The organism is Actinomycetota bacterium, assembly GCA_009923495.1.
Taxonomy (GTDB): Bacteria; Actinomycetota; Actinomycetes; order S36-B12; family UBA5976; genus UBA5976.
The window spans coordinates 93,845-113,125 of sequence record RFTJ01000003.1; the positions used below are offsets into that span (position 1 = coordinate 93,845).

Sequence of the window (19,281 nt, forward strand, 5' to 3'; positions counted from 1 at the left end):
CGCGATATTCTTAGCCTCAAGGTTACCCTGAACACCAGTGGCGACAAAAAATTAGTGTCCAGATGACTGGGCAAGAGCAATTAAGGTTTCCGCCAGACTTGGGGTATTGATTACATCGCCGGGTAGGTCGGTTCCCCAGCCAGGCCCGACCGCAAGTTTCAATGGAACTGGTCGTTGTGGGTCAATGGCTTGCCAGATACTTAGGTCCGCAGTTCCCATGGATTGAGACCAAATCACTACAGCACTTGGACCTAATTTACGACAAGCTGAGGCAAGTGCGTCAGCTGGCATTCGGCCACCCAAAATTCGACTTGCAATTTGATGCTCGGCCAAGGCTGCGCCGACTGCATAAAGTGGCAATGTGTGCAGTTCGTGTGGTGCTGCCGCAAGCAAGACTGGACGAGCATTCACCGGCTGATCTATTGACAGTGAGAGGCTTTGCAACTCGTTAACAACAACTTCGGAGAGCATGTGCTCAATTTCAATACCTTCACCGGTATTCGCCCAACGCTCACCGAATGCCACCAACACTGGCACTAGAACTTTGTCCCAAGTCCAGAGCACACCTTTGTCTTCAAGCAGTTTTGCAATAAGCGCTTGGCATGCCGAGGCATCCAACATTCCTGCTGCTCGTGTTAATCCGCGACAGGCATTCTTTGGACTATATAGGTCAACAACTCCCTCAGCAGATTCATCTTCGGTGACTAAGCGCAATCTAGGTCCCGTTCTTGGCAAGGAACTTAAATCAGAATTCTTAGCTACGCGAGCTGCTTCAGCTGGCATCACGCCATCCATAACTAAGCGACGCATAATTTCGAGCCGAGCGATGTCCTCTGCGCTGTAGCGACGATGTTTGCCTGGCACGTGTTGACTTGGCCCCATCCCGTATCGTCGATCCCAGGTGCGCAAGGTATCGGGAGCTACACCAATCCGTCTTGCCACAGCTGCCACAGTTAGGCCGGCTTCTGGGCTTGGATTTGGCGGGTTTTCCATTTCTCAATTGTGAGGCTGAACACACGAAACCGCATTATTTAGCGGTTTTGATGGGTTTTTGGCCGACTCGGGTGAACAACTTTGGCAAAATGCTTGACCAACCTATGAACCGATTTGTAGATTGGTCTTTGAGAGACTCTCGGAACCACTCAAATGAATAGGACCCCCTAAATGGCGGATCTAACTCGACTACCTGGCCCAAACGCAGATTTTTGGGACTGGCAACTAGACGCCCTTTGTCGCGGACTTGATTCTGCGGTCTTTTATCATCCCGATGGCGAACGCGGTCAAGCCCGTGAACGTCGCGTAGCCAATGCAAAAGCGGTTTGTGCCGCCTGTCCGGTTGCTCGACAGTGCCTAGAACACGCTCTTAATGTGCGTGAACCGTATGGCGTCTGGGGTGGGCTAAGCGAGGAAGAGCGCGAAATTCTTTATCGTCGCCTTGATCGCACCGTAAAAATTAGCTAAATCTTTAATTCGTAACCTAAAAAAGCCCCCCGATTACATCGGGGGGCTTTTCTTATTAATTAATGTGAGTGTCCGTGATGTTTGTGACCATGACCATGGTCTGCTGAATCCTCTGTTTCTTTCTTTTCGACAACAAGTGCTTCGGTAGTTAGCAACATGCCAGCTATTGAGGCCGCATTCTCCAGCGCACTTCGCGTCACCTTGACTGGGTCGATAACACCCATTGCAATTAGATCACCGTATTCGCCAGTTGCTGCGTTCAGTCCCTGACCGATTCCGAGTTCCGCCACTTTAGCTGTCACGACATATCCCTCAAAGCCAGCGTTCTCGGCAATCCACCGAAGTGGCTCTACCGCACCCTTGCGGACAATTTGAACACCAGTTGCTTGATCGCCAGTTAAACCTAGGTCACCAGCTAAAACATTGACTGCATGTACCAGCGCCGTGCCGCCACCTGAAACTATCCCCTCTTCAATAGCAGCGCGAGTTGCTGATACCGCATCTTCGATTCGAAGTTTCTTTTCTTTAAGCTCTACTTCAGTGTGCGCACCTACTTTTATGACACAAACGCCACCCGAAAGTTTGGCGAGCCGCTCCTGTAGTTTTTCCTTATCCCAATCGGAGTCAGTGTTTTCTGATTCACGTCGAATTTGGGCAACGCGATCAGCAACTACTGAACTATCTCCACCGCCATCAACGATTGTGGTGTTGTCTTTGGAAACGACCACTCGGCGAGCAGTACCCAGCACTTCAATGCCAACCTGATCTAGTTTTAGGCCAACTTCGGGAGAGACAACTGTGGCACCGGTGAGAATGGCGATGTCTTCTAGGATTGCCTTGCGTCGGTCACCGAAAGCTGGCGCTTTTACCGCAACCGATGGGAAAGTACCGCGGATTCGGTTTACGACCAAAGTGGACAATGCTTCACCGTCAACATCTTCGGCAATAATCATCAGCGGCTTACCTGATTGGGCAATCTTTTCCAAAATTGGTAAGAGTTCAGAAACGCTTGAAATTTTATTCTGCGAAAGCAAGATGTATGGGTTTTCTAAAACAGCTTCCATGCGGTCGGCATCGGTCACAAAGTATGGCGAGATATAGCCCTTGTCGAACTGCATACCTTCTGTGAACTCTAATTCAGTCGCAGTCGCACTTGACTCTTCAACTGAAATCACTCCGTCTTTGCCAACCTTGTCGAAGGCATCTGCGATTAACTCGCCGATGATGTTGTCCTGGCTGCTGATTGCTGCAACTTGGGAAATCTCTTCTTTGCCAGCAACTGGCCGAGCGATTTTCAAGAGCTCATCGTGGACTGCAGCCACCGCAGCATCAATCCCGGCCTTGAGATCGCGCGGTGCCCCACCAGCAGCAACTACCTTTAGGCCTTCTCGAACGAATGCCTGCGCCAGAACAGTTGCGGTTGTAGTTCCATCGCCAGCAACGTCGTTGGTTTTGGTAGCAACTTCCTTGGCCAGTTGTGCACCCAGGTTTTCGTAAGAATCTTCAAGTTCGATTTCTTTGGCAATAGTCACGCCGTCATTTGTGATTAGTGGTGAGCCCCAAGACTTACTGATAACCACATTTCGGCCACGCGGGCCAAGCGTTACTTTAACTGCATCGGCTAGGGCATTAACGCCCCGCTCGAGTGCCCGGCGAGCTTCCTCGTCGAATTCAACAATTTTTGGCATTGATTACTTCTCCACAATTGCCAAGATGTCGCGAGCGTTGAGTAGCAAGTACTCACTGCCGGCGTACTTAACTTCGGTGCCGCCGTACTTTGAGTAGATAACGACGTCGCCTACCTTGACATCTAGTGGGATTCGGGAGTTGCCAGATTCGTCAAAACGACCTGGACCTACTGCGATTACGGTTCCCTCTTGTGGCTTCTCTTTTGCAGTATCTGGGATAACCAACCCTGAAGCGGTGGTTTGCTCGGCTTCCAGTGACTGTACGAGGATGCGATCCTCAAGTGGCTTAATGTTGACCGACACGGCCTCTCCTATTTGCTTGATAGTTCCTTGAATTAGCACTCGAAGGTCTCGGGTGCTAATCCAAATCTAAAAGGGAATTGGCACTCGGTCAATTTGAGTGCCAGAAATTGGCGTTAATCCGTCAAATCCAACACTGTTTGGAGTTCCGTTGGCCCGTACCAGGACAACTCGCCCGAAGCGTCAGCGACAAAAATAGCTGCGATTTGGCGCAGACTGATGTCTGCAGCAAGGCAAACCTGACCGGGACTGTTAGGCACAGCTGAGACTACAGAATCAGAAACTTCGGCCACGAGAACAAAGCGGGCCTGATTCTGGGCGCTTGCTGTTTCGTGCAGAATCTGATCAGCCAATACTTCAGGGTCTTGCTCTGCTTGAGCGCTTAACCAGCCAGCAGTTTGGGCAAAAACTAAGAGGCCTTGAACACGCTCTAGCGATATTCGAGATTCATCTGCCAGTTGGCAAAGCAGCGATTCATCGATTGCAAAATAGATTCGCATCCAGTTACCGAACTACTCGTGGTTCAATCTCTAACTGGATGCCAAACTTGGACACAACTTGGGACTGAATGTAATCTGCGAGCTCAAAAACATCAGAACTTGTTCCATTGCCCCGATTTGTGATGGCCAGTGAATGTTTAGTTGAGATCGTTACCCGCTGATTTAGTCCGAATCCTTTGCCAAGTCCAGACTGTTCGATTAACCACGCTGCACTGACTTTGAATTTGCCATTCGGAGCTGGCCAAACAGGCGCACCAGCTGGCGCAATTTCAACAACTGGGTTGGTGAAGTAAGAGCCTGTGCTCCAAGTATCGAAATCATCGGCTACTAGCACCATGCCCTTTTTACTTCGAAGTTTTAGAACTGCATCGCGAACCTGATTCAATGGCGCGCGTTCACCTAGTTGCACCGACAATTCATCGGCTAACTCTTGATAAGCAATCGGTTGACTTAGTGTGCCCAGTGGTAATTGGAAGACCACACTTAAAATAACCCAATCGCTCTGGTGGTTTTTAAATATTGAATCTCGATAGTCAAACTGGCAATTTTTTACAAAAAGAGTCTGTACTGATTTTTGTTTTCGATTGTACGCGCGAACCTGTGCAATTGTGTCACTTACCTGCTGGCCGTAAGCACCGACATTCTGAATCGGCGTAGCGCCTACTGTGCCCGGAATTCCAGAAAGAGACTCAATACCACACCAACCAGAGCTGACTGCCAAGGAAACAAAGTCATCCCAATTCTCACCTGCTTGAACGGTAACCCACGCTCCGGCACAGGCACTGGCATCATTTTCAATCCCTTTAGTTGCAATCATTAGAACGTCGCCAGCAAAGTCATCTGAGACGACCAGATTGCTGCCGCATCCCATGATTAGCAAGTCTTGGTTTTGGTCATCAGCCGATTGAACAGCGTCAATAATCTGCGATTCCGAGGTAGCGATTGTAAGCGATTTGGGGGTGCCACCAATTCGCAAAGTTGTTAATTCAGCCAGAGAGGTCATGGTGCTTACTATTGTGGCAGGCGGACAACGGCCTTGGCCTGACCGAGCACTGTTTGATCGGCAAAAACTGCCGACAAATCAACCCGAATGGTTCCGTCGCCATTAATAGCCCCGATTTTCCCACTGAATGTAACAGGTACTCCAACTTCACCGGCCGGAACCACAACTGGCCGGGTCATTCGAACTGAATAATCCAAGACAGCAGTTGGATCGCCAATCCAATCGGTTACTACTTGGATTGCACATCCCATCGTCAACATACCGTGCGCGATAACGTCTGGTAAGCCAACGGACTTAGCGATGCCCTCATCCTGATGGATCGGATTCATATCGCCTGAGGCAAGTGCGTAGGCAACTAGCTGCGACCGAGTGAATTGCTTTTGGATTACTGGCAGCTCTGATCCGATTTCCAAATTTGAAAAGTCGCTCATGAATCCGCACCGCGAACCACTAGTTTGCTCCAGCCAGTTACCACTGGTTCACCTTTCGATGTGACCTCAGTACGAAAAGTTGCGATGTCGTTTGTCCCTAATGCCTTAATTTCTTCAATTACTGTTACGACGACTAATTCGTCACCTACCCGTATAGGTCTGCGGTACTCAAAACGCTGATCACTGTGAACGATTCTCGAGTAGTCCATGTTCAGTGCGGGATCGTGAAAAGATTTCTCCATTGCTGACATTGTTGCCACTATTGGAAAAGTTGGTGGTGCACAAACTGATGTGTGTCCCAATGACTTTGCATATTCTTCGTCGCGATAGATCGGATTATTGTCACCAATTGCGTCTGCGAACGCCTGGATTTTTGCAACTGTGACAAGGTATGGTTCAGACGCAGGGTACGCGTGACCAATCATCTCGTGGTTCATGCCCACGGGCTACACCTCTTCGCGTGAGAAATTAGCGAGTTTCTTTGTGAACCGTGTGCTTGTTGCACTTAGGGCAATGCTTCTTGATTTCGAGCCGGTCAGGATCATTGCGACGGTTCTTACGTGAAATGTAATTGCGATCTTTGCAATCTTCGCAAGCCAATGTGATTTTTGGACGAATATCGTTACGAGCCACTTTCGTGCCTTTCCGTTGCTGACTTAACGGGTGTTAAATCACTTCTTCTTTTGGTACCGAGGGCCGGACTTGAACCGGCGACACAGCGATTATGAGCCGCTTGCTCTACCAGGCTGAGCTACCCCGGCGTAAGTCCGCGATTTCTCACGTACTTTCGAGCCCCCTGTCAGAATCGAACTGACGACCTCTTCCTTACCAAGGAAGTGCGCTACCACTGTGCCAAGGGGGCAATGTTTACGCTCAGATAGCGTACCGAATACCCATAGTTCTTGCGAAATTGAGGCAAAGAATTTGGCCCTATTAGCCAAATTCTCTTCATGTAGATTGTCAGATAACAATTTGGTCTAACCGCATGTGACCCTTACTTTTAGGCACAAAATGCAATAAAGTCAGTGGATAAACCGATTTGGCTAAGGAACCATCAATTGTCTGTATCAAGCGATCCAAATCTCAATCTGATAGTTCCCCGAATAGCTTTAGACCTAATCACAATTTCCTATCTGCTTTTCGGTCTCTTTTATCGAGTTAATCGTCGAGGCGATTTGGTCTTAGTTTATCTCGCGTGCAACATTGGCTTATTTTCTGTTCTGACAGTTCTATCCTTTAGCCCGCTTTCCACGGCGGTTGGTTTTGCGCTATTCGGCGTACTTTCGATTATCCGCTTACGCAGCTTTGAATACACTCACGAACAAATCGCCTACTTTTTCATATCCTTGTCAATCGCCCTGATTTGTGCGATAGACCTATCATCATTGGCTCTGCCGTCATTACTTGTTGGCATGCTGGTGATTGTTATGACTTTGGTTGAATCCAAATTCTTTAGAAATCGCACAGACACCTTAGATCTAACAATTGATCAGGTCATTGTCGACCATGACGAATTAAAGCAGCATGTCGGTGAGATTTTGAATGCTCCCGTCATAAGTTGCAAAGTAAAGGTCATGAATGTTTTACAAGATACGATGACATTGCAGGTCACGTATCGGACAACCAAATGAGTGTTCTAGTCGAAGCCGCACTAGATTTTCAGCCGACGACTCTGGAGTCTATTGACCAAAGTTGGCTTGGCCAACGAAGATTCGATCGAAAATTTTTATTAACAACCCGGCAACTGCAGGATTTTTTTGTCGACAAAACTGAGGATTTTGCCATTTTGGAAATAACTGGTTCAACTGACTTTGCTTACCAAACGGATTACTTTGATAACCCACACTTTGACTGTTATTTAGACCATGCCCAGGGCAAGCAACGAAGAGCAAAGATCAGATTTCGCCGTTACCTTGATTCAGGACATTCGCGACTAGAAGTCAAACTTCGACAGGGAAATCTGCAGTCAAGGAAAATTGCATTAGAAGACTCGTCAAATTATGGTGCGCAAGAAGTGCTATTTGTCGAAGATGTACTTACTGAATTTCTTCCAACTTCAAGGCTCGCACAGACAGTTTCATCTTTAACCTGCAGTGCAATTAACACTTACTCTCGGTCAACTTTGGTGTATAAAAATCAAGCAGAGCGAATAACATTAGATAGTAACTTGAAAATTGTCATGGGCCAGGAGCAATTTCAACTTCAACCTGACTTGGTACTAGTCGAAGTAAAGTCGATGAAACGGAATGCAGTTACGGTTCGGAGTTTGATTCAGGCAGGGCATCGACCAGTTAGTTTCAGTAAATACTGCGTTGGCTTAGATTTAGTCGCATCCGAACGACCACGAGTGCATACCCGAAAGTTCATTGCCAGCAACTTCCTCAGTTAATTACTTGGTAGTAATTCGAAGTTTGACTGTTAGGCTACCGTAACTATTTGCAATGTTGACCAAATAACTCACCGACTTTAGTTTGCGAGCAGGAATTACCAAGACACCCGCTTTGGTAATTGTTGCTCCAGTACTCTTGGTCAGAATGGTGAACTGCTTAACATTCAGAGTGTGCAATTTAATCCTGCAGACTCTGCCCGCTTTACAGACAACGGATTTTGGAGCTAAGAATTTCGGTAACGCAGATTGATTTTTCTTACCTTTGGTGGGAACGGTAAATTGCGCTGCGCCAGTTGCATCCGGGATTCGACCAAAAGATGCTCCTGCAGGCGTAATTGGAACCAAAATTGAATCTACAAGAATCATTGAAGTTGGCGATATCGGCTGACCCAGTCGGACAATTCCACCTTTGGCACAGCTAATGCCAAATGGTAGTTGCAAGTTGCCAACTCCAGTTTGCTGAACAACTAAGCGCGCTCCTGCGGACAAAAGCGTGCCATCTGGAAATCGATAAATATGTACTGGATTTGTTACGGATAACTTTTTGTCCGTGAGCAGCCAATTTGAAATGTCGACTGAATTATTAGATTTGTTAAGCAGCTCAATCCAGTCATTGCCATGACAATCTACTTCGTTGATCACAATAGACGGGACGGCCGCGGATGCTGGCGCTAGTGACCCGATGCCACTAAAAGTTAAACTTAGCGCAAGACAAACTCGGGTCGGCATGGAAATCGCCAGACCTAGAATTTTCAGTAGAGCCAGCAGCGGTTGGCTTTGGTGGAAACTTAACATCCCTTTGAGCGTACCCGACAAAACTATGCTGAGTGCAGCAGTGGCTAGCACTTGTTCGCCTTGGTGGCAGGTAGTGGATTTGAACCACTGAAGCTTACGCGACGGATTTACAGTCCGCTCCCATTGGCCGCTCGGGCAACCTGCCACGCTGCCAAAATTGGCAACTCCACGAGAATACCGACTTCTGCACCCTTTCTGCCAATCGCCCCGGCATTCATCGGTATTCTGGCACCTGACACTTAGTTACTAGTGAGGTAAAAATGGCTGACTCCAGCTTTGACATTGTAAGCAAAGTCGATCGGCAAGAGGCTGATAACGCACTAAATCAAGCGCAAAAAGAACTGGCTACGCGCTTTGATTTTAAAGGGACCGATACCACCATCGACTGGAAAGGTGAACTCTCGCTGGAAATTTCCTCTACTACGGAAGAGAAAGTTAAGGCAGCACTTGAAGTTCTGCGAGACAAGCTAGTCAAGCGTGGTGTTAGTCTCAAATCCTTAAAAGCCACTGACCCAAGACTTTCGGGCAAAGAGTACAAAATTAATGGCGACTTTCTTGCAGGCATAAGCCAAGAGCAGGCCAAGAAAATTAGCAAGCTGATTCGTGACGAAGGTCCAAAAAGCGTAAAGACTCAGATTATGGGCGACGAATTGCGCGTCACTAGTAAAAGTCGAGATGACCTGCAGGAAGTTCAGGCTTTGCTAAAGGGTGCCGACCTAGATTTCGCCGTTCAGTTCACGAACTACCGCTAACGCTATTTTTTCCGCCGACCGCTTGGTGGCTCATCAATCTGCGGAGCGATGGTTCCATCAGCCCTTCTAGCTAATGGCAGGTTTTCGACCAAGCGTTCAATCGGATAGGCAAGTCCAGTGCGATCTTCATTTGGGTTCAGAGGCTGGGCCGACCAATGTAAGGCGTCAAAAGGGCAAACATTGATACAAATTCCGCACCACATACATTGACTGAAATCAATTGTGAATGAATCCAAAACATTCTTCATGGCTGGTCGACGAGCATTGCTGTATTGCGCAGCATCAGGGTCTTGCTCTGAATGTGCCTCGATTTCAATGCACCAGTCTGGACATTCACGGACACAAAGCATGCAAGCAGTACAACTTTGTGGATGTAGGGCAATTGATTCGTGCGGTCCGGTCATGAAACCCAGTCCTGATTCACTCCTGGGGGAAGGCGACGTTTAGTCGTTTTTTCGGGATCTACTTGCCCTGGCCACTCTTGGGTAACTCTGGGTTGTAAAGCAAAATCTCGGCGAAGTGGGTAGCCCGAAAATTCAAAGTTGATTGCAGGCGTATTATTGGTCAGCCCAGAGAAGCTCAGGCCAAGTAGTTGTCTAACTTCTCGCTCGTGGAAATCTAAATTTGGGTAAATAGAACTAAGGGAAGCGATTTCTGATTTAACTTCAGTTAGTAAAAAATATTTTTCAGTGCTTGTCTCATTGGCTACACACAGTACAACTAAGAATTGACTCTGGTCGAGGTGTGTTGCGGTTAACCATTCAGCACGCTTGAAGCCTTGCGAATTTAGCGTACTTGCTCCAGCCAGCCAGTTTTCTGGGGAAAGCCAAATCCAAATGTCCGCTCCCCGAACTTCTCGACGTATTTCTTCGGTAAAACTACTCATTTGTGGCCTTGCTGATTGCTAAGTTCAATGCTCGAGCTAAATCTTCTGGTGCTGGCGGACACCCAGGCACCATGATGTCGACTGGGATCAGTTTGTCGGTTCCCGGCACAACGCTGTATGAATCCCAGTAAGGTCCGCCGCTGATGGCACAAGCGCCAAATGCGACAACGACTTTAGGTTCTGCTAACTGCTCGTACTGAGCTAGAACAGTAGGTACCAAAGCTTGGGTTACCGTTCCAGCAATAACCAGAATATGCTTTGCTAATTTAGCCAAGTCATTCGCACAAAATTGTGCTGTGGCCTCGTCTAGTAAATCTATTGCCGATGCCTCAACGGCACAGCAGGCAAGTCCCAACTCGGTAATTTGAATTGAGCCCTCTTTTGGGTTAACCACACTACGACTTTAGGCGATGTTTAAAACTCGCGGTTGGTCACACCCAAAAATAGTCGCGCAAAAGAAACTGGGACTCAAGAGTCGATCTCGAGTCCCAGTTAAAGAATTTTTCTAAATTAACGCCGTTTGTGCTTCTTCTTGCCTTCTTTATGCTTTGACTGATTGTCATTTGACTCACTCGGCTCAGGCTGTGGGTAGTCTCTGCAGGTTACCCAGATTGGACCGCCATCTGCCACATACTGCTCGTAGGCCTTCTTCTGGATTAGGTTAAGTGCCTCTCCGGCATCCTCATAGAGAGTTCGTAACTTAGCAGTTGCATCGGCGGTAGTTAGTCGATAGTTCTGGACTGCAGTTAGTACCTCAGCAAAAGTGGTTGCCGACGCAACCGCAGCATCCCGAGTAGCCCGAGCATCGGCAGTCTGTGCTTCATATTCAGCCTGAGCAGCATTTACGACCGCATAGTAATCCTCGACAGCCTTGGTAATGGTGTCGTTGTAAATTTGCCACGCCTCAATCGCCGGCGAGGTCTCGTCTGGGGTTGGTTCTTCTGTTGGTGTCGGGTCAATGGTTGGTTCATCAGTTGGCTCGGGATCAACAAAGATTTGACACCATTCATCAACTACTGGATCGCATGTTGGGTCCACAATCTCTTGGCACAATTTATCAATCATTGGATCGCATGTTGGGTCAACAATTGGAGTTGGGAAAATCTCTGGTTCACAATAATCAACACTTGAATCACAAAATGGCGACTCTGCTGGAGTTGGCTCGACAGCCGGCGCGAAATTAGCGACGCGCTTTTTATTGCTGGCTATTTTTTTTGCTTTGCCAAGCTTGGCAGCCTTTTTTGCCTTTTTAGCTTTCTTGGTCTTTTTTGCTTTCTTAGCTTTGGTGGACTTATTCTTTGAGGCTTTCTCGCCGGATTTCACCGAAATTGAAGTTCCAGGCTTGTTTGTTTGATCAGCTACTACTGGGCCGACGCTTGCGAAAATCAAAGACGAAAATGCAAAACTGGCAATTACTAATTTGGTGAGCTTACGCATACCTGCTCCTTGGCTGGTTTCTTATCGCTAACTCTGCCCGACTATGCCTTGGGAGACAAGCCCAAATGGCCAATTTTGCTAATTCTTCACCAAATCTTTACTAAGGTTAAAAAGCCTTGTAAATTCTAGGATTTTCGCTCAATAACACTGTCCACGAGGACTTTGAATGCGGCTCTGGCTGGCACATCTGGCAGGGTGGCAAGCTGCTTTTTAGCCTTATCGGCCCAATCGAGTAAAACAGTACGGGCTTGCCCCATCGCAGGATGTGCGCGAAGCAGCCTCAAAGCAAGTTCGTGCTCCGACTCAATCGGCAATGGCCTGGACAGTAAATCTCGCAACTCGTCAGTAGTTTCTGGATCTTGAAGCGCTAACAAGGCTGGCAAAGTTTTGATGCCTTCACGTAAGTCTGTGCCAGGTGTTTTGCCAGAAACTTCGGATTCGAGGTCCAGTAAATCGTCACTTAGTTGAAATACGACGCCGACACATTCCCCGAATTGAGCTATTGCATCAGTGATTTTAGGATCAACGCCACTCATCATTGCGCCATAACGCCCAGCAGCGGCGATGAGCGAGCCGGTTTTGTCGGCAAGGACGCCGAGATGATGTTCGACGGGATCTTCACCTGGTTGCGGTCCGACACTTTCTCGCAATTGCCCGATCACTAGGCGCTCGAATGTTTGTGCTTGCACCCGAACTGCTTCGGGCCCTAAGTCGGCCAGAATTTTAGATGACCTGGCAAATAGAAAATCTCCACTGAGAATCGCTACGGTATTACCCCAACGACTGTTTGCCGATGGTGCTCCTCGGCGAACCTGTGCCTCGTCCATCACATCATCGTGATACAACGTCGCTAGATGAGTTAGCTCAACAACAACGGCAGATGGGACAACACCAGGAGCATCAGGGTTACCGAATTGGGCAGCAAGCAGAACGAGCAATGGCCTAAATCGTTTTCCACCTGCCTCTACTAGGTGTCGAGCCGTTATATCCGCGAGCTCATACTCACTCGATATTTCCTCGCGCAACATTTCTTCAACCGAAAGGAGCCGAGCTGAGACATCTTTTTCCAGCTTGGCAAGTTTGGTGGGCAATAGGGTCACTTAAAATCGTCGGCTAAAGCCAGTTCCTAACGGACAAACAGACCCGAGCGGGCTGCAATTTCTAATACTTGCTCGGGCAAAATGCCCAGCAATAAAGTGACTACTACGCTGGTCGCAACAGCAGTCTTGGTAAGGATACTTGGCACGACAACTGCAACATCATTATCCGGAGCTTCCGAGAAAAACATCAAGACAATCACCCGAGCATAGAAGAAGGCTGCAATAGCACTTGAGATAACGCCAATAATCACCAATGCGGTTGCTCCACCACCTACTGCTGAACTAAAAATTGCGAATTTAGCGGTGAATCCACTGGTTAATGGGATGCCGGCGAGCGAAAGTAAAAACAGTGTGAAAATACTTGCCACTACGGGCGACTTTTTGCCTAGTCCGGCCCAATTCGAAAGATGGGTGGCTTCACCTGCTGGATCACGGACCAGCGAAACTATCGCAAAAGCTCCTAGTGTTGTAAATGCGTAAGCCAACAAGTAGAACAATGTCGTACCAATACCGGCCCGCGAAGTTGAAATCACACCTAATAACAAGAAGCCCGAATGAGCTACCGATGAATAAGCCAGCATGCGTTTGATGTCAGTTTGAGTTACCGCGAGAAGTGAACCAAGCAACATTGAAACAATAGCGATTGCCCACATCATTGGTCGCCAATCCCAACGCAAGGTGCCAAAGGCTACGTAGAACAGTCGAAGTAATGCGCCAAAAGCTGCCACTTTCGTTGCCGCCGCCATAAAGGCCACAATTGGAGTTGGCGCGCCCTGATAAGCATCAGGAGTCCACTGATGAAATGGCGCCGCACCTACTTTAAAGAGTAAGCCCACTGCAATTAGTCCGATGCCCGTAAGGACCACGCCGTCATGGGCTGAATTACCTAACGCGGTAAAAATCTCACCGAAAGTCATAGTCCCCGTTGCTGCATATATTAGGGCGGCACCAAATAAGAAGAACGCACTAGAGAATGCACCGAGTACGAAGTACTTCAAAGCTGCTTCTTGGCTCAGGAGTCGACGGCGACGCGCCATACTTGCCAGCAAATAAAGCGGCAATGAGAGGACTTCTAATGCGACAAACATGGTTAATAAATCGTTGGAAACAGGAAATAACAACATCCCACCAACCGCGAATAAAAATAGTGGCCAAATTTCTGTTTGTAGCCAACCCTGATTGGTGAATTGGCGTTCATCTTCACTGCCGGGTAGTGCCGAGGCTCGCGGTGCAAAGGCATCACCTTGCGGATCAATCCTGCGTTCGGCAATCAACAGCGCACCGACTAGAGCAACTAACAGAATGGTCATTTGTAGGAAAAGTCCGGGGCCATCGACAGCAACCGAACCAGCTGAAGCTAGTTGACGTAAGCCATTGAGTTGGGTGCTTTGGCCATCAACTGCAATTCTGAAGAAGGAATTCAGAATTGTGTAAAACAGCGCCAAGGCAAGTGAGCCAAATACCAGAAATAGCTGCACGGTACGACGAGCAGTCCGTGGAACGAATGCTTCAAGCAACGTTGAAATTACGCCTGCAAAAAGCAGAATGACAATTGGAGCAAGAGCGCCATATTCGACTGATGGGGTCACTATCCTTCACCTCCAAGGCTAGAAGTATCAGCTTGGATTTTCATCACCTGTTGCACTTGATTGATCGCTGGATTGATTATGCGTAGGGCAGCCTGCGGATATACTCCAAGACCAATAATGATGGCGATGATTGGCACAATCGCCAGTAATTCACGCTTTGAAATTTCCGTTACTGTTTCGGTAACTTCTTGAGATGGCTCTCCAGTAATCACGCGCTGATACATCCACAAAATGTAGAAAGCAGCTAACACGATGCCGGTGGTTGCGATGACCGCAACCCATTGATAGGCGCTAAATGTACCTAGTAGCACTAGGAATTCCGAAACAAAGCTTGACATTCCTGGCAGGGCCAACGAAGACAGACCAGCAAGTAGGAATACACCGGCTAGAACTGGGGCAGTTTTTGTTACCCCACCGAAATCTGAAATCAAGCTTGATCCCCTGCGGCTGGCTAGAAAACCGACTACTAAGAAGAGCGCACCAGTCGAAAACCCGTGGTTGACCATGTAGAAGGTTGAACCCGAAAGTCCCTGTGCTGTGAAGACAAAAATGCCAAGCACAATGAAGCCAAAGTGAGAGATGGATGAGAATGCGACTAGTCGCATCATGTCATTTTGTCCGATGGCTAACAACGCGCCATAGAAGATGCTAATCACGGCTAGGGTAATAATAACTGGCGCGTAAAACCTGCTGGCATCTGGGAAGATTGGTAACAAAAAGTGCAACATGCCGAAGGTGCCAACCTTATCTAGCACGCCCACTAGCAAAGTTGCAGTACCAGGTGTTGATTCAGCAGCCGCGTCTGGCAGCCAGGTGTGAAATGGAACCATTGGCGCTTTAACCGCAAACGCAAAGAAAAAGCCAAGGAACAGCATCTTCTGCGTCGCTGGATCAATCTGGAGGCTAGCTAAAGTCTCAAAATCAAAACTTGGTCCGAATGGAGAAGTTCGTGCCGAAACAATATAAAGCCCAATTAACGAAGCCAGCATGAACAAGCCACCCACGAGGGAGTAGAGCAAGAATTTCATTGCTGCATAAGCACGTTGTGGGCCACCAAACCTGCCAATCAGGAAGTAAACCGGAATCAGCATAGCTTCAAAGAAGACATAGAACAGGAATAGATCCGTAGCGGCGAACACGCCAATCATGAAAGTTTCCAGAATTAGAATTAGGCCGAAATAGCCTTTCACGCTGCCGCGACCAATGCGTTCGACATCGTTCCAGCTAGCAATGATTACCAGTGGCACCAAAATGGTGGCCATCACGATAAGTACTGCAGCTACGCCATCAATACCCAGCGCCCAGTTGATACTAAACGTTGGAATCCATTCATGGCTTTCTTTAAACTGCAGACCCGTTGCGGACGGATCCATTGAAACCCCAAAGTACACCGCGCCGAATGTGGTAATCAGTGAGACGGCTAACGCAATTTGCTTTGCCAGTAGAGCGCGCGTTGCTGGTAGTGCCAGAACCGCCACCGCTCCAACAAGTGGAGTGAGCATGAGTGCAGTCAACATAACTAAAGCCTCACTAAGAGTAGAACGAGGGCAAGCAAAGCAGCGCCTCCAACCATGGTTAGGGCATAGGACCGAGCTAAGCCGTTTTGTGATCTACGCAGTCGAGCTGATAGTCCGCCAACAGCAGCACCAAGCCCGCCAACCGTGCCGTCGACCGCCTTGGTATCAAACCAAACCAGAGCCCGAGTTAGGTATTGACCAGGGCGCATGAAAATTGCTTCATTTAATGCGTCCCCGTAAGCATCGGCCCGAGCAGCTCGCGTGAGCAAGGAAACCTTGGCTGGCGCTACTGCAGGAACGGGCGTCTTTGCGTATTTCAGCCAGCCGTAACCCGCACCGGCTAGAACAACAAGTAAGGTGATTGGGATTAAAACGGTATTTGAGATTGCATGTGCCGGATCTGCGATACCAACAACTGGTTCAAGCCAAACCTCAATATCTCCCAAGAAGAGCAGTGCCATTCCACCGAATACTGAACCAATTGCTAACAGAATCATTGGCGCCGTCATGACAAGAGATGACTCGTGTGGATGAGCATCTTTTTCCCAGCGCGCCTCACCGTAAAAAGTCATTGCCATCATGCGAGTCATGTAGAACGCTGTAACTCCAGCACCCAAAAGAGTAGCTAGACCAATAATCAAGTTTTGCGAAAAGGCGGCGTGAATAATTTCGTCTTTACTCCAGAAACCGGCAAAAGGTGGGATGCCGATGATTGCCAAAAAGCCCAAACCGAAAGTTACATAAGTGATCTTCATCGCCCCGCGTAAAGCACCGTAATGACGCATGTTCACATCGTCATTCATGCCATGCATTACTGAACCTGCTCCTAGGAATAGGCCAGCTTTAAACATTCCATGAGTTAGTAGGTGGAAGATTGCAAAGGCATAGCCAACAGGACCAAGCCCCGCCGCCAAAACCATGTAGCCGATTTGGCTCATGGTTGAACCCGCCAACCCTTTCTTAATGTCATCCTTTGCCGTACCAATGAAGGCACCGAGCAGCAAAGTGATAGCGCCAATAACAACAACTGCTGTGCGCGCTGTTTCGGACAGATCAAAAATGGCGTGTGCGCGGGTGATGAGGTAGACACCAGCAGTGACCATGGTTGCGGCGTGAATCAACGCTGACACTGGGGTTGGGCCCTCCATCGCATCCAATAGCCAGGACTGCAATGGGAATTGGGCACTTTTCCCGCAGGCAGCGAGCAACAAAGCAAGTCCGATGAGTGTCAAATTGTGACCAGAGGCGTGGTGGGCATGCTCAGCCACTCCCTTGAAGGTGACATCTTTGAAGGTAACAAACATCAACATGATGGCAATAGATAAACCGACATCGCCAACTCGATTTACGACAAAGGCTTTCTTGCCCGCAACTGCTGCCGATGGTTTGTGCTGATAAAAACTAATTAGTAAGTAGGAAGCCAAACCAACGCCTTCCCAACCAACGTAGAGAAGTAGGTAATTATCAGCTAAGACCAATAACAGCATGGCCGCTACGAATAGATTTAAGTAGCCAAAGAACCGGCGCTTATTCTCGTCGTGTGCCATGTACCCGAGAGAATAAATGTGAATAAGTGAACCTACGCCAGTTATTAGTAATACGAAGACGAGCGACAACTGATCTAAGTGCAATCCGAATGGCACTTGAAAATTTCCAACTGCAATCCAGTCAAAGAGGTGTTGCTGGAGATGCCGGTCTTCGGCAGGCTTTCCCAAAAGTGTAAAAAATTGGAACACACCTATGACAAATGCCGATGAAGACATGGCAACGGCAAAGTACGGACCCCAAGCATTTGTGCGTCGGCCCCCGAGTAACAACAAGGCTGCCCCAATTAACGGCAAGCCAATAAGTGCAGAAATCATCAATACTCCCCTAGTACTTCAGCAGACTTGCTTCGTCAATAGAAGCGGAGCGACGGGTACGGAAAATGACGACAATAATGGCCAGGCCGACTACAACTTCGGCAGCAGCTACCACCATCACAAAGAACGCTGCTGCTTGTCCATCGAGCGTTCCGGTAATGTGCGAGGCGGCTACGAATGCCAGATTGGCTGCGTTAAGCATTAGCTCCACACTCATGAATACGATAATTGCATTTCGCCTTACCAATACTCCAAAGGCTCCAATGGTAAATAGGATGCCCGCGAGCACTAAATAGTTGTTCGGATTCATGACGTCACCTCATTATTCGAATCATGATCAGGTTGTCCTGTTGACTGAAAAATGCGTGGGAGTGACTCTTGTGAAATTGAGCCATCAGGCAAAAGTGCTGGCGTATCCACCGAGTTGTTCAGTGCCATCACACCAGGACTTGGCAAGGGGGTCGGATGTCCACCAAGAGTGCGTTCACGCTGCAATTGTGCCTGAGTTTTACGCGGCGCCCACCGCTCGTTATGTGCCAAGACCATCGCACCAAGGGCTGCGGTTATTAGCAGTGCCGATGTTACTTCGAAAGCTAAAAGGTATCGGCCAAAAATCAATTGCGCCAAAGCTTGAATGTTTCCGCCTTCTGCTCCATTTACTTCGGACAAGCCAGTTGCTGTTTTGAATCCGGTTGAAGTAATTGCTGAAGTAAGCAAAGCGCCAAAGGCGAGGGCCAAAATTGTACCTACGATTCGCTGACCTTTGATTGTTTCGATGAGCGAATCTGAAGAATCAACACCAACAATCATGAGTACGAAAAGGAACAGCATCATTACTGCCCCGGTATAAACCACTATTTGGGTTGTGCCTAAGAATGCGCCGCCCAAACTGAAATAAAGTATTGCCAAGTTGATCATGGTGAAAGCAACCCAAAGCGCACTGTGCACCGCTTTTCGGGAAATGACCATACCTACTGCACCAAATACCGAGAGGATGGCAGTAATCCAAAAAACAATGGCTTCGCCGGTCATTATTCGGTCACCGCCTTGAGTTGGTTTAGCCCAGTTACTTTTCCTAGGTAGTAATCCTGTTCGGTTGCACCATCGGCCATGTCATGTGGCGCGGCCTGCATACCTGGCAGCAGTGGCGCTAATAAATCTGCTTTTTCGTAGATGAGCTTTTCACGAGAGTTATCCGCTAATTCATAGTCATTCGTCATAGTTAGTGCACGAGTGGGACATGCTTCAATGCAAAGTCCACAGAGGATGCAACGCAAGTAATTGATTTGATAAACCCGACCATATCGCTCGCCCGGTGAGTAGCGCTCTTGCTCGGTATTGTCTGCGCCTTCTACCAAGATGGCATCTGCGGGACAAGCCCAAGCACACAATTCACAACCGACACACTTTTCTAAACCATCGGGATGTCGGTTTAGCTGATGGCGACCGTGGAATCTAGGCTTTGGCGGATAGACATCTCGCTCTTCGGGATACTGTTCAGTCGTAACTTTCTTGAACATTGAAAAGAATGTAACACTAAAGCCACGAATGACTTGTGGCAGTTTTGCCAT

Annotated in this window: 24 protein-coding genes and 3 tRNA genes; 4 read left to right on the forward strand and 23 right to left on the reverse strand. The window is 48.3% G+C overall.

Annotation, left to right across the window (positions count from 1 at the left end; all coding sequences use genetic code 11):
• Nucleotides 1–51: 51 nt before the first annotated feature.
• A complete protein-coding gene (locus EBS36_02285) occupies nt 52–993 on the reverse strand; it encodes a MerR family transcriptional regulator (GenBank protein NBU31987.1) in 942 nt (313 codons plus the stop codon).
• Nucleotides 994–1,164: 171 nt separating this feature from the next.
• Between EBS36_02285 and EBS36_02290 the strand changes: the two genes are divergently transcribed.
• On the forward strand, nt 1,165–1,461 hold the full coding sequence (locus tag EBS36_02290) for a WhiB family transcriptional regulator (GenBank protein NBU31988.1): 297 nt from the start codon (nt 1,165–1,167) through the stop codon (nt 1,459–1,461).
• A 59-nt stretch (nt 1,462–1,520) separates the two neighbouring features.
• Here the strand turns inward: EBS36_02290 and groL are convergent, their stop codons facing one another.
• The 9 genes from groL to EBS36_02335 form a co-directional block, all read right to left on the reverse strand.
• A complete protein-coding gene (groL, locus tag EBS36_02295; protein NBU31989.1) occupies nt 1,521–3,149 on the reverse strand; it encodes a chaperonin GroEL in 1,629 nt (542 codons plus the stop codon).
• A gap of 3 nt (nt 3,150–3,152) precedes the next feature.
• Nucleotides 3,153–3,452 carry a co-chaperone GroES gene (locus EBS36_02300; GenBank protein ID NBU31990.1) on the reverse strand — a complete coding sequence of 100 codons (300 nt, stop codon included), beginning with the start codon at nt 3,450–3,452 and terminating at the stop codon, nt 3,153–3,155.
• Between the two features lie 113 nt (nt 3,453–3,565).
• Nucleotides 3,566–3,949, reverse strand: coding sequence for a hypothetical protein (locus tag EBS36_02305; protein ID NBU31991.1), 384 nt, complete (start codon nt 3,947–3,949; stop codon nt 3,566–3,568).
• Nucleotides 3,950–3,953: 4 nt separating this feature from the next.
• The gene (locus tag EBS36_02310) at nt 3,954–4,952 is read right to left on the reverse strand and encodes a UDP-N-acetylmuramate dehydrogenase (protein ID NBU31992.1); all 999 of its coding nucleotides are present in this window, start codon (nt 4,950–4,952) and stop codon (nt 3,954–3,956) included.
• 8 nt (nt 4,953–4,960) lie between these two features.
• A complete protein-coding gene (locus EBS36_02315; protein ID NBU31993.1) occupies nt 4,961–5,383 on the reverse strand; it encodes a dehydratase in 423 nt (140 codons plus the stop codon).
• A complete protein-coding gene (locus tag EBS36_02320) occupies nt 5,380–5,820 on the reverse strand; it encodes a MaoC family dehydratase (protein NBU31994.1) in 441 nt (146 codons plus the stop codon). The genes EBS36_02315 and EBS36_02320 overlap by 4 nt, the downstream gene beginning before the upstream one ends.
• A gap of 31 nt (nt 5,821–5,851) precedes the next feature.
• Complete coding sequence (gene rpmG / locus EBS36_02325; GenBank protein NBU31995.1) at nt 5,852–6,016, reverse strand: 50S ribosomal protein L33; 165 nt, start codon at nt 6,014–6,016, stop codon at nt 5,852–5,854.
• Between the two features lie 51 nt (nt 6,017–6,067).
• A tRNA-Met gene (locus EBS36_02330) sits at nt 6,068–6,144 on the reverse strand.
• Nucleotides 6,145–6,170: 26 nt separating this feature from the next.
• Nucleotides 6,171–6,245, reverse strand: a tRNA-Thr gene (locus EBS36_02335).
• Between the two features lie 154 nt (nt 6,246–6,399).
• Between EBS36_02335 and EBS36_02340 the strand changes: the two genes are divergently transcribed.
• Both EBS36_02340 and EBS36_02345 read left to right on the forward strand, forming a co-directional pair.
• Nucleotides 6,400–7,014, forward strand: a complete 615-nt coding sequence (locus EBS36_02340; GenBank protein ID NBU31996.1) for a DUF4956 domain-containing protein — start codon at nt 6,400–6,402, stop codon at nt 7,012–7,014.
• On the forward strand, nt 7,011–7,772 hold the full coding sequence (locus EBS36_02345) for a polyphosphate polymerase domain-containing protein (protein NBU31997.1): 762 nt from the start codon (nt 7,011–7,013) through the stop codon (nt 7,770–7,772). Before EBS36_02340 ends, EBS36_02345 begins: the two co-directional genes overlap by 4 nt.
• On the opposite strand, the gene EBS36_02350 is transcribed toward EBS36_02345, so the two are convergent.
• Nucleotides 7,773–8,618, reverse strand: a complete 846-nt coding sequence (locus EBS36_02350) for a lamin tail domain-containing protein (GenBank protein ID NBU31998.1) — start codon at nt 8,616–8,618, stop codon at nt 7,773–7,775.
• A 10-nt stretch (nt 8,619–8,628) separates the two neighbouring features.
• Nucleotides 8,629–8,712: transfer RNA gene (locus EBS36_02355), tRNA-Tyr, on the reverse strand.
• Nucleotides 8,713–8,827: 115 nt separating this feature from the next.
• Between EBS36_02355 and EBS36_02360 the strand changes: the two genes are divergently transcribed.
• A complete protein-coding gene (locus tag EBS36_02360; protein ID NBU31999.1) occupies nt 8,828–9,319 on the forward strand; it encodes a YajQ family cyclic di-GMP-binding protein in 492 nt (163 codons plus the stop codon).
• A 2-nt stretch (nt 9,320–9,321) separates the two neighbouring features.
• On the opposite strand, the gene EBS36_02365 is transcribed toward EBS36_02360, so the two are convergent.
• From EBS36_02365 to nuoI, 11 genes are all read right to left on the reverse strand, one after another.
• The gene (locus tag EBS36_02365; GenBank protein ID NBU32000.1) at nt 9,322–9,723 is read right to left on the reverse strand and encodes a 4Fe-4S dicluster domain-containing protein; all 402 of its coding nucleotides are present in this window, start codon (nt 9,721–9,723) and stop codon (nt 9,322–9,324) included.
• Complete coding sequence (locus tag EBS36_02370) at nt 9,720–10,205, reverse strand: NADH-quinone oxidoreductase subunit C (protein ID NBU32001.1); 486 nt, start codon at nt 10,203–10,205, stop codon at nt 9,720–9,722. The genes EBS36_02365 and EBS36_02370 overlap by 4 nt, the downstream gene beginning before the upstream one ends.
• The gene (gene nuoB / locus EBS36_02375) at nt 10,198–10,599 is read right to left on the reverse strand and encodes an NADH-quinone oxidoreductase subunit NuoB (protein ID NBU32002.1); all 402 of its coding nucleotides are present in this window, start codon (nt 10,597–10,599) and stop codon (nt 10,198–10,200) included. The genes EBS36_02370 and nuoB overlap by 8 nt, the downstream gene beginning before the upstream one ends.
• A gap of 116 nt (nt 10,600–10,715) precedes the next feature.
• Nucleotides 10,716–11,642 carry a hypothetical protein gene (locus EBS36_02380; protein NBU32003.1) on the reverse strand — a complete coding sequence of 309 codons (927 nt, stop codon included), beginning with the start codon at nt 11,640–11,642 and terminating at the stop codon, nt 10,716–10,718.
• Nucleotides 11,643–11,767: 125 nt separating this feature from the next.
• Nucleotides 11,768–12,670: a polyprenyl synthetase family protein gene (locus EBS36_02385; GenBank protein ID NBU32004.1), complete on the reverse strand. Its 903-nt coding sequence runs from the start codon at nt 12,668–12,670 to the stop codon at nt 11,768–11,770.
• A 98-nt stretch (nt 12,671–12,768) separates the two neighbouring features.
• Complete coding sequence (gene nuoN / locus EBS36_02390) at nt 12,769–14,334, reverse strand: NADH-quinone oxidoreductase subunit NuoN (protein ID NBU32005.1); 1,566 nt, start codon at nt 14,332–14,334, stop codon at nt 12,769–12,771.
• A complete protein-coding gene (locus tag EBS36_02395; protein NBU32006.1) occupies nt 14,331–15,848 on the reverse strand; it encodes an NADH-quinone oxidoreductase subunit M in 1,518 nt (505 codons plus the stop codon). Before EBS36_02395 ends, nuoN begins: the two co-directional genes overlap by 4 nt.
• 2 nt (nt 15,849–15,850) lie before the next feature.
• Nucleotides 15,851–17,710, reverse strand: coding sequence for an NADH-quinone oxidoreductase subunit L (locus tag EBS36_02400; protein NBU32007.1), 1,860 nt, complete (start codon nt 17,708–17,710; stop codon nt 15,851–15,853).
• A 10-nt stretch (nt 17,711–17,720) separates the two neighbouring features.
• Nucleotides 17,721–18,020 carry an NADH-quinone oxidoreductase subunit NuoK gene (gene nuoK / locus EBS36_02405; GenBank protein NBU32008.1) on the reverse strand — a complete coding sequence of 100 codons (300 nt, stop codon included), beginning with the start codon at nt 18,018–18,020 and terminating at the stop codon, nt 17,721–17,723.
• Nucleotides 18,017–18,742: an NADH-quinone oxidoreductase subunit J gene (locus EBS36_02410; protein ID NBU32009.1), complete on the reverse strand. Its 726-nt coding sequence runs from the start codon at nt 18,740–18,742 to the stop codon at nt 18,017–18,019. Before EBS36_02410 ends, nuoK begins: the two co-directional genes overlap by 4 nt.
• Nucleotides 18,742–19,281: an NADH-quinone oxidoreductase subunit NuoI gene (gene nuoI / locus EBS36_02415; GenBank protein ID NBU32010.1), complete on the reverse strand. Its 540-nt coding sequence runs from the start codon at nt 19,279–19,281 to the stop codon at nt 18,742–18,744. Before nuoI ends, EBS36_02410 begins: the two co-directional genes overlap by 1 nt.

Coding starts and splice junctions, on each gene's coding strand:
- EBS36_02285 (NBU31987.1), bottom strand. CDS start 993: ATGGAAAACCCGCCAAATCCAAGCCCAGAAGCCGGCCTAACTGTGGCA.
- EBS36_02290 (NBU31988.1), top strand. CDS start 1,165: ATGGCGGATCTAACTCGACTACCTGGCCCAAACGCAGATTTTTGGGAC.
- groL (NBU31989.1), bottom strand. CDS start 3,149: ATGCCAAAAATTGTTGAATTCGACGAGGAAGCTCGCCGGGCACTCGAG.
- EBS36_02305 (NBU31991.1), bottom strand. CDS start 3,949: ATGCGAATCTATTTTGCAATCGATGAATCGCTGCTTTGCCAACTGGCA.
- EBS36_02310 (NBU31992.1), bottom strand. CDS start 4,952: ATGACCTCTCTGGCTGAATTAACAACTTTGCGAATTGGTGGCACCCCC.
- EBS36_02315 (NBU31993.1), bottom strand. CDS start 5,383: ATGAGCGACTTTTCAAATTTGGAAATCGGATCAGAGCTGCCAGTAATC.
- EBS36_02320 (NBU31994.1), bottom strand. CDS start 5,820: ATGAACCACGAGATGATTGGTCACGCGTACCCTGCGTCTGAACCATAC.
- EBS36_02345 (NBU31997.1), top strand. CDS start 7,011: ATGAGTGTTCTAGTCGAAGCCGCACTAGATTTTCAGCCGACGACTCTG.
- EBS36_02360 (NBU31999.1), top strand. CDS start 8,828: ATGGCTGACTCCAGCTTTGACATTGTAAGCAAAGTCGATCGGCAAGAG.
- EBS36_02365 (NBU32000.1), bottom strand. CDS start 9,723: ATGACCGGACCGCACGAATCAATTGCCCTACATCCACAAAGTTGTACT.
- EBS36_02370 (NBU32001.1), bottom strand. CDS start 10,205: ATGAGTAGTTTTACCGAAGAAATACGTCGAGAAGTTCGGGGAGCGGAC.
- EBS36_02380 (NBU32003.1), bottom strand. CDS start 11,642: ATGCGTAAGCTCACCAAATTAGTAATTGCCAGTTTTGCATTTTCGTCT.
- EBS36_02385 (NBU32004.1), bottom strand. CDS start 12,670: ATGTTGCGCGAGGAAATATCGAGTGAGTATGAGCTCGCGGATATAACG.
- EBS36_02395 (NBU32006.1), bottom strand. CDS start 15,848: ATGTTGACTGCACTCATGCTCACTCCACTTGTTGGAGCGGTGGCGGTT.
- EBS36_02400 (NBU32007.1), bottom strand. CDS start 17,710: ATGATTTCTGCACTTATTGGCTTGCCGTTAATTGGGGCAGCCTTGTTG.
- nuoK (NBU32008.1), bottom strand. CDS start 18,020: ATGAATCCGAACAACTATTTAGTGCTCGCGGGCATCCTATTTACCATT.
- EBS36_02410 (NBU32009.1), bottom strand. CDS start 18,742: ATGACCGGCGAAGCCATTGTTTTTTGGATTACTGCCATCCTCTCGGTA.
- nuoI (NBU32010.1), bottom strand. CDS start 19,281: ATGGCAAAACTGCCACAAGTCATTCGTGGCTTTAGTGTTACATTCTTT.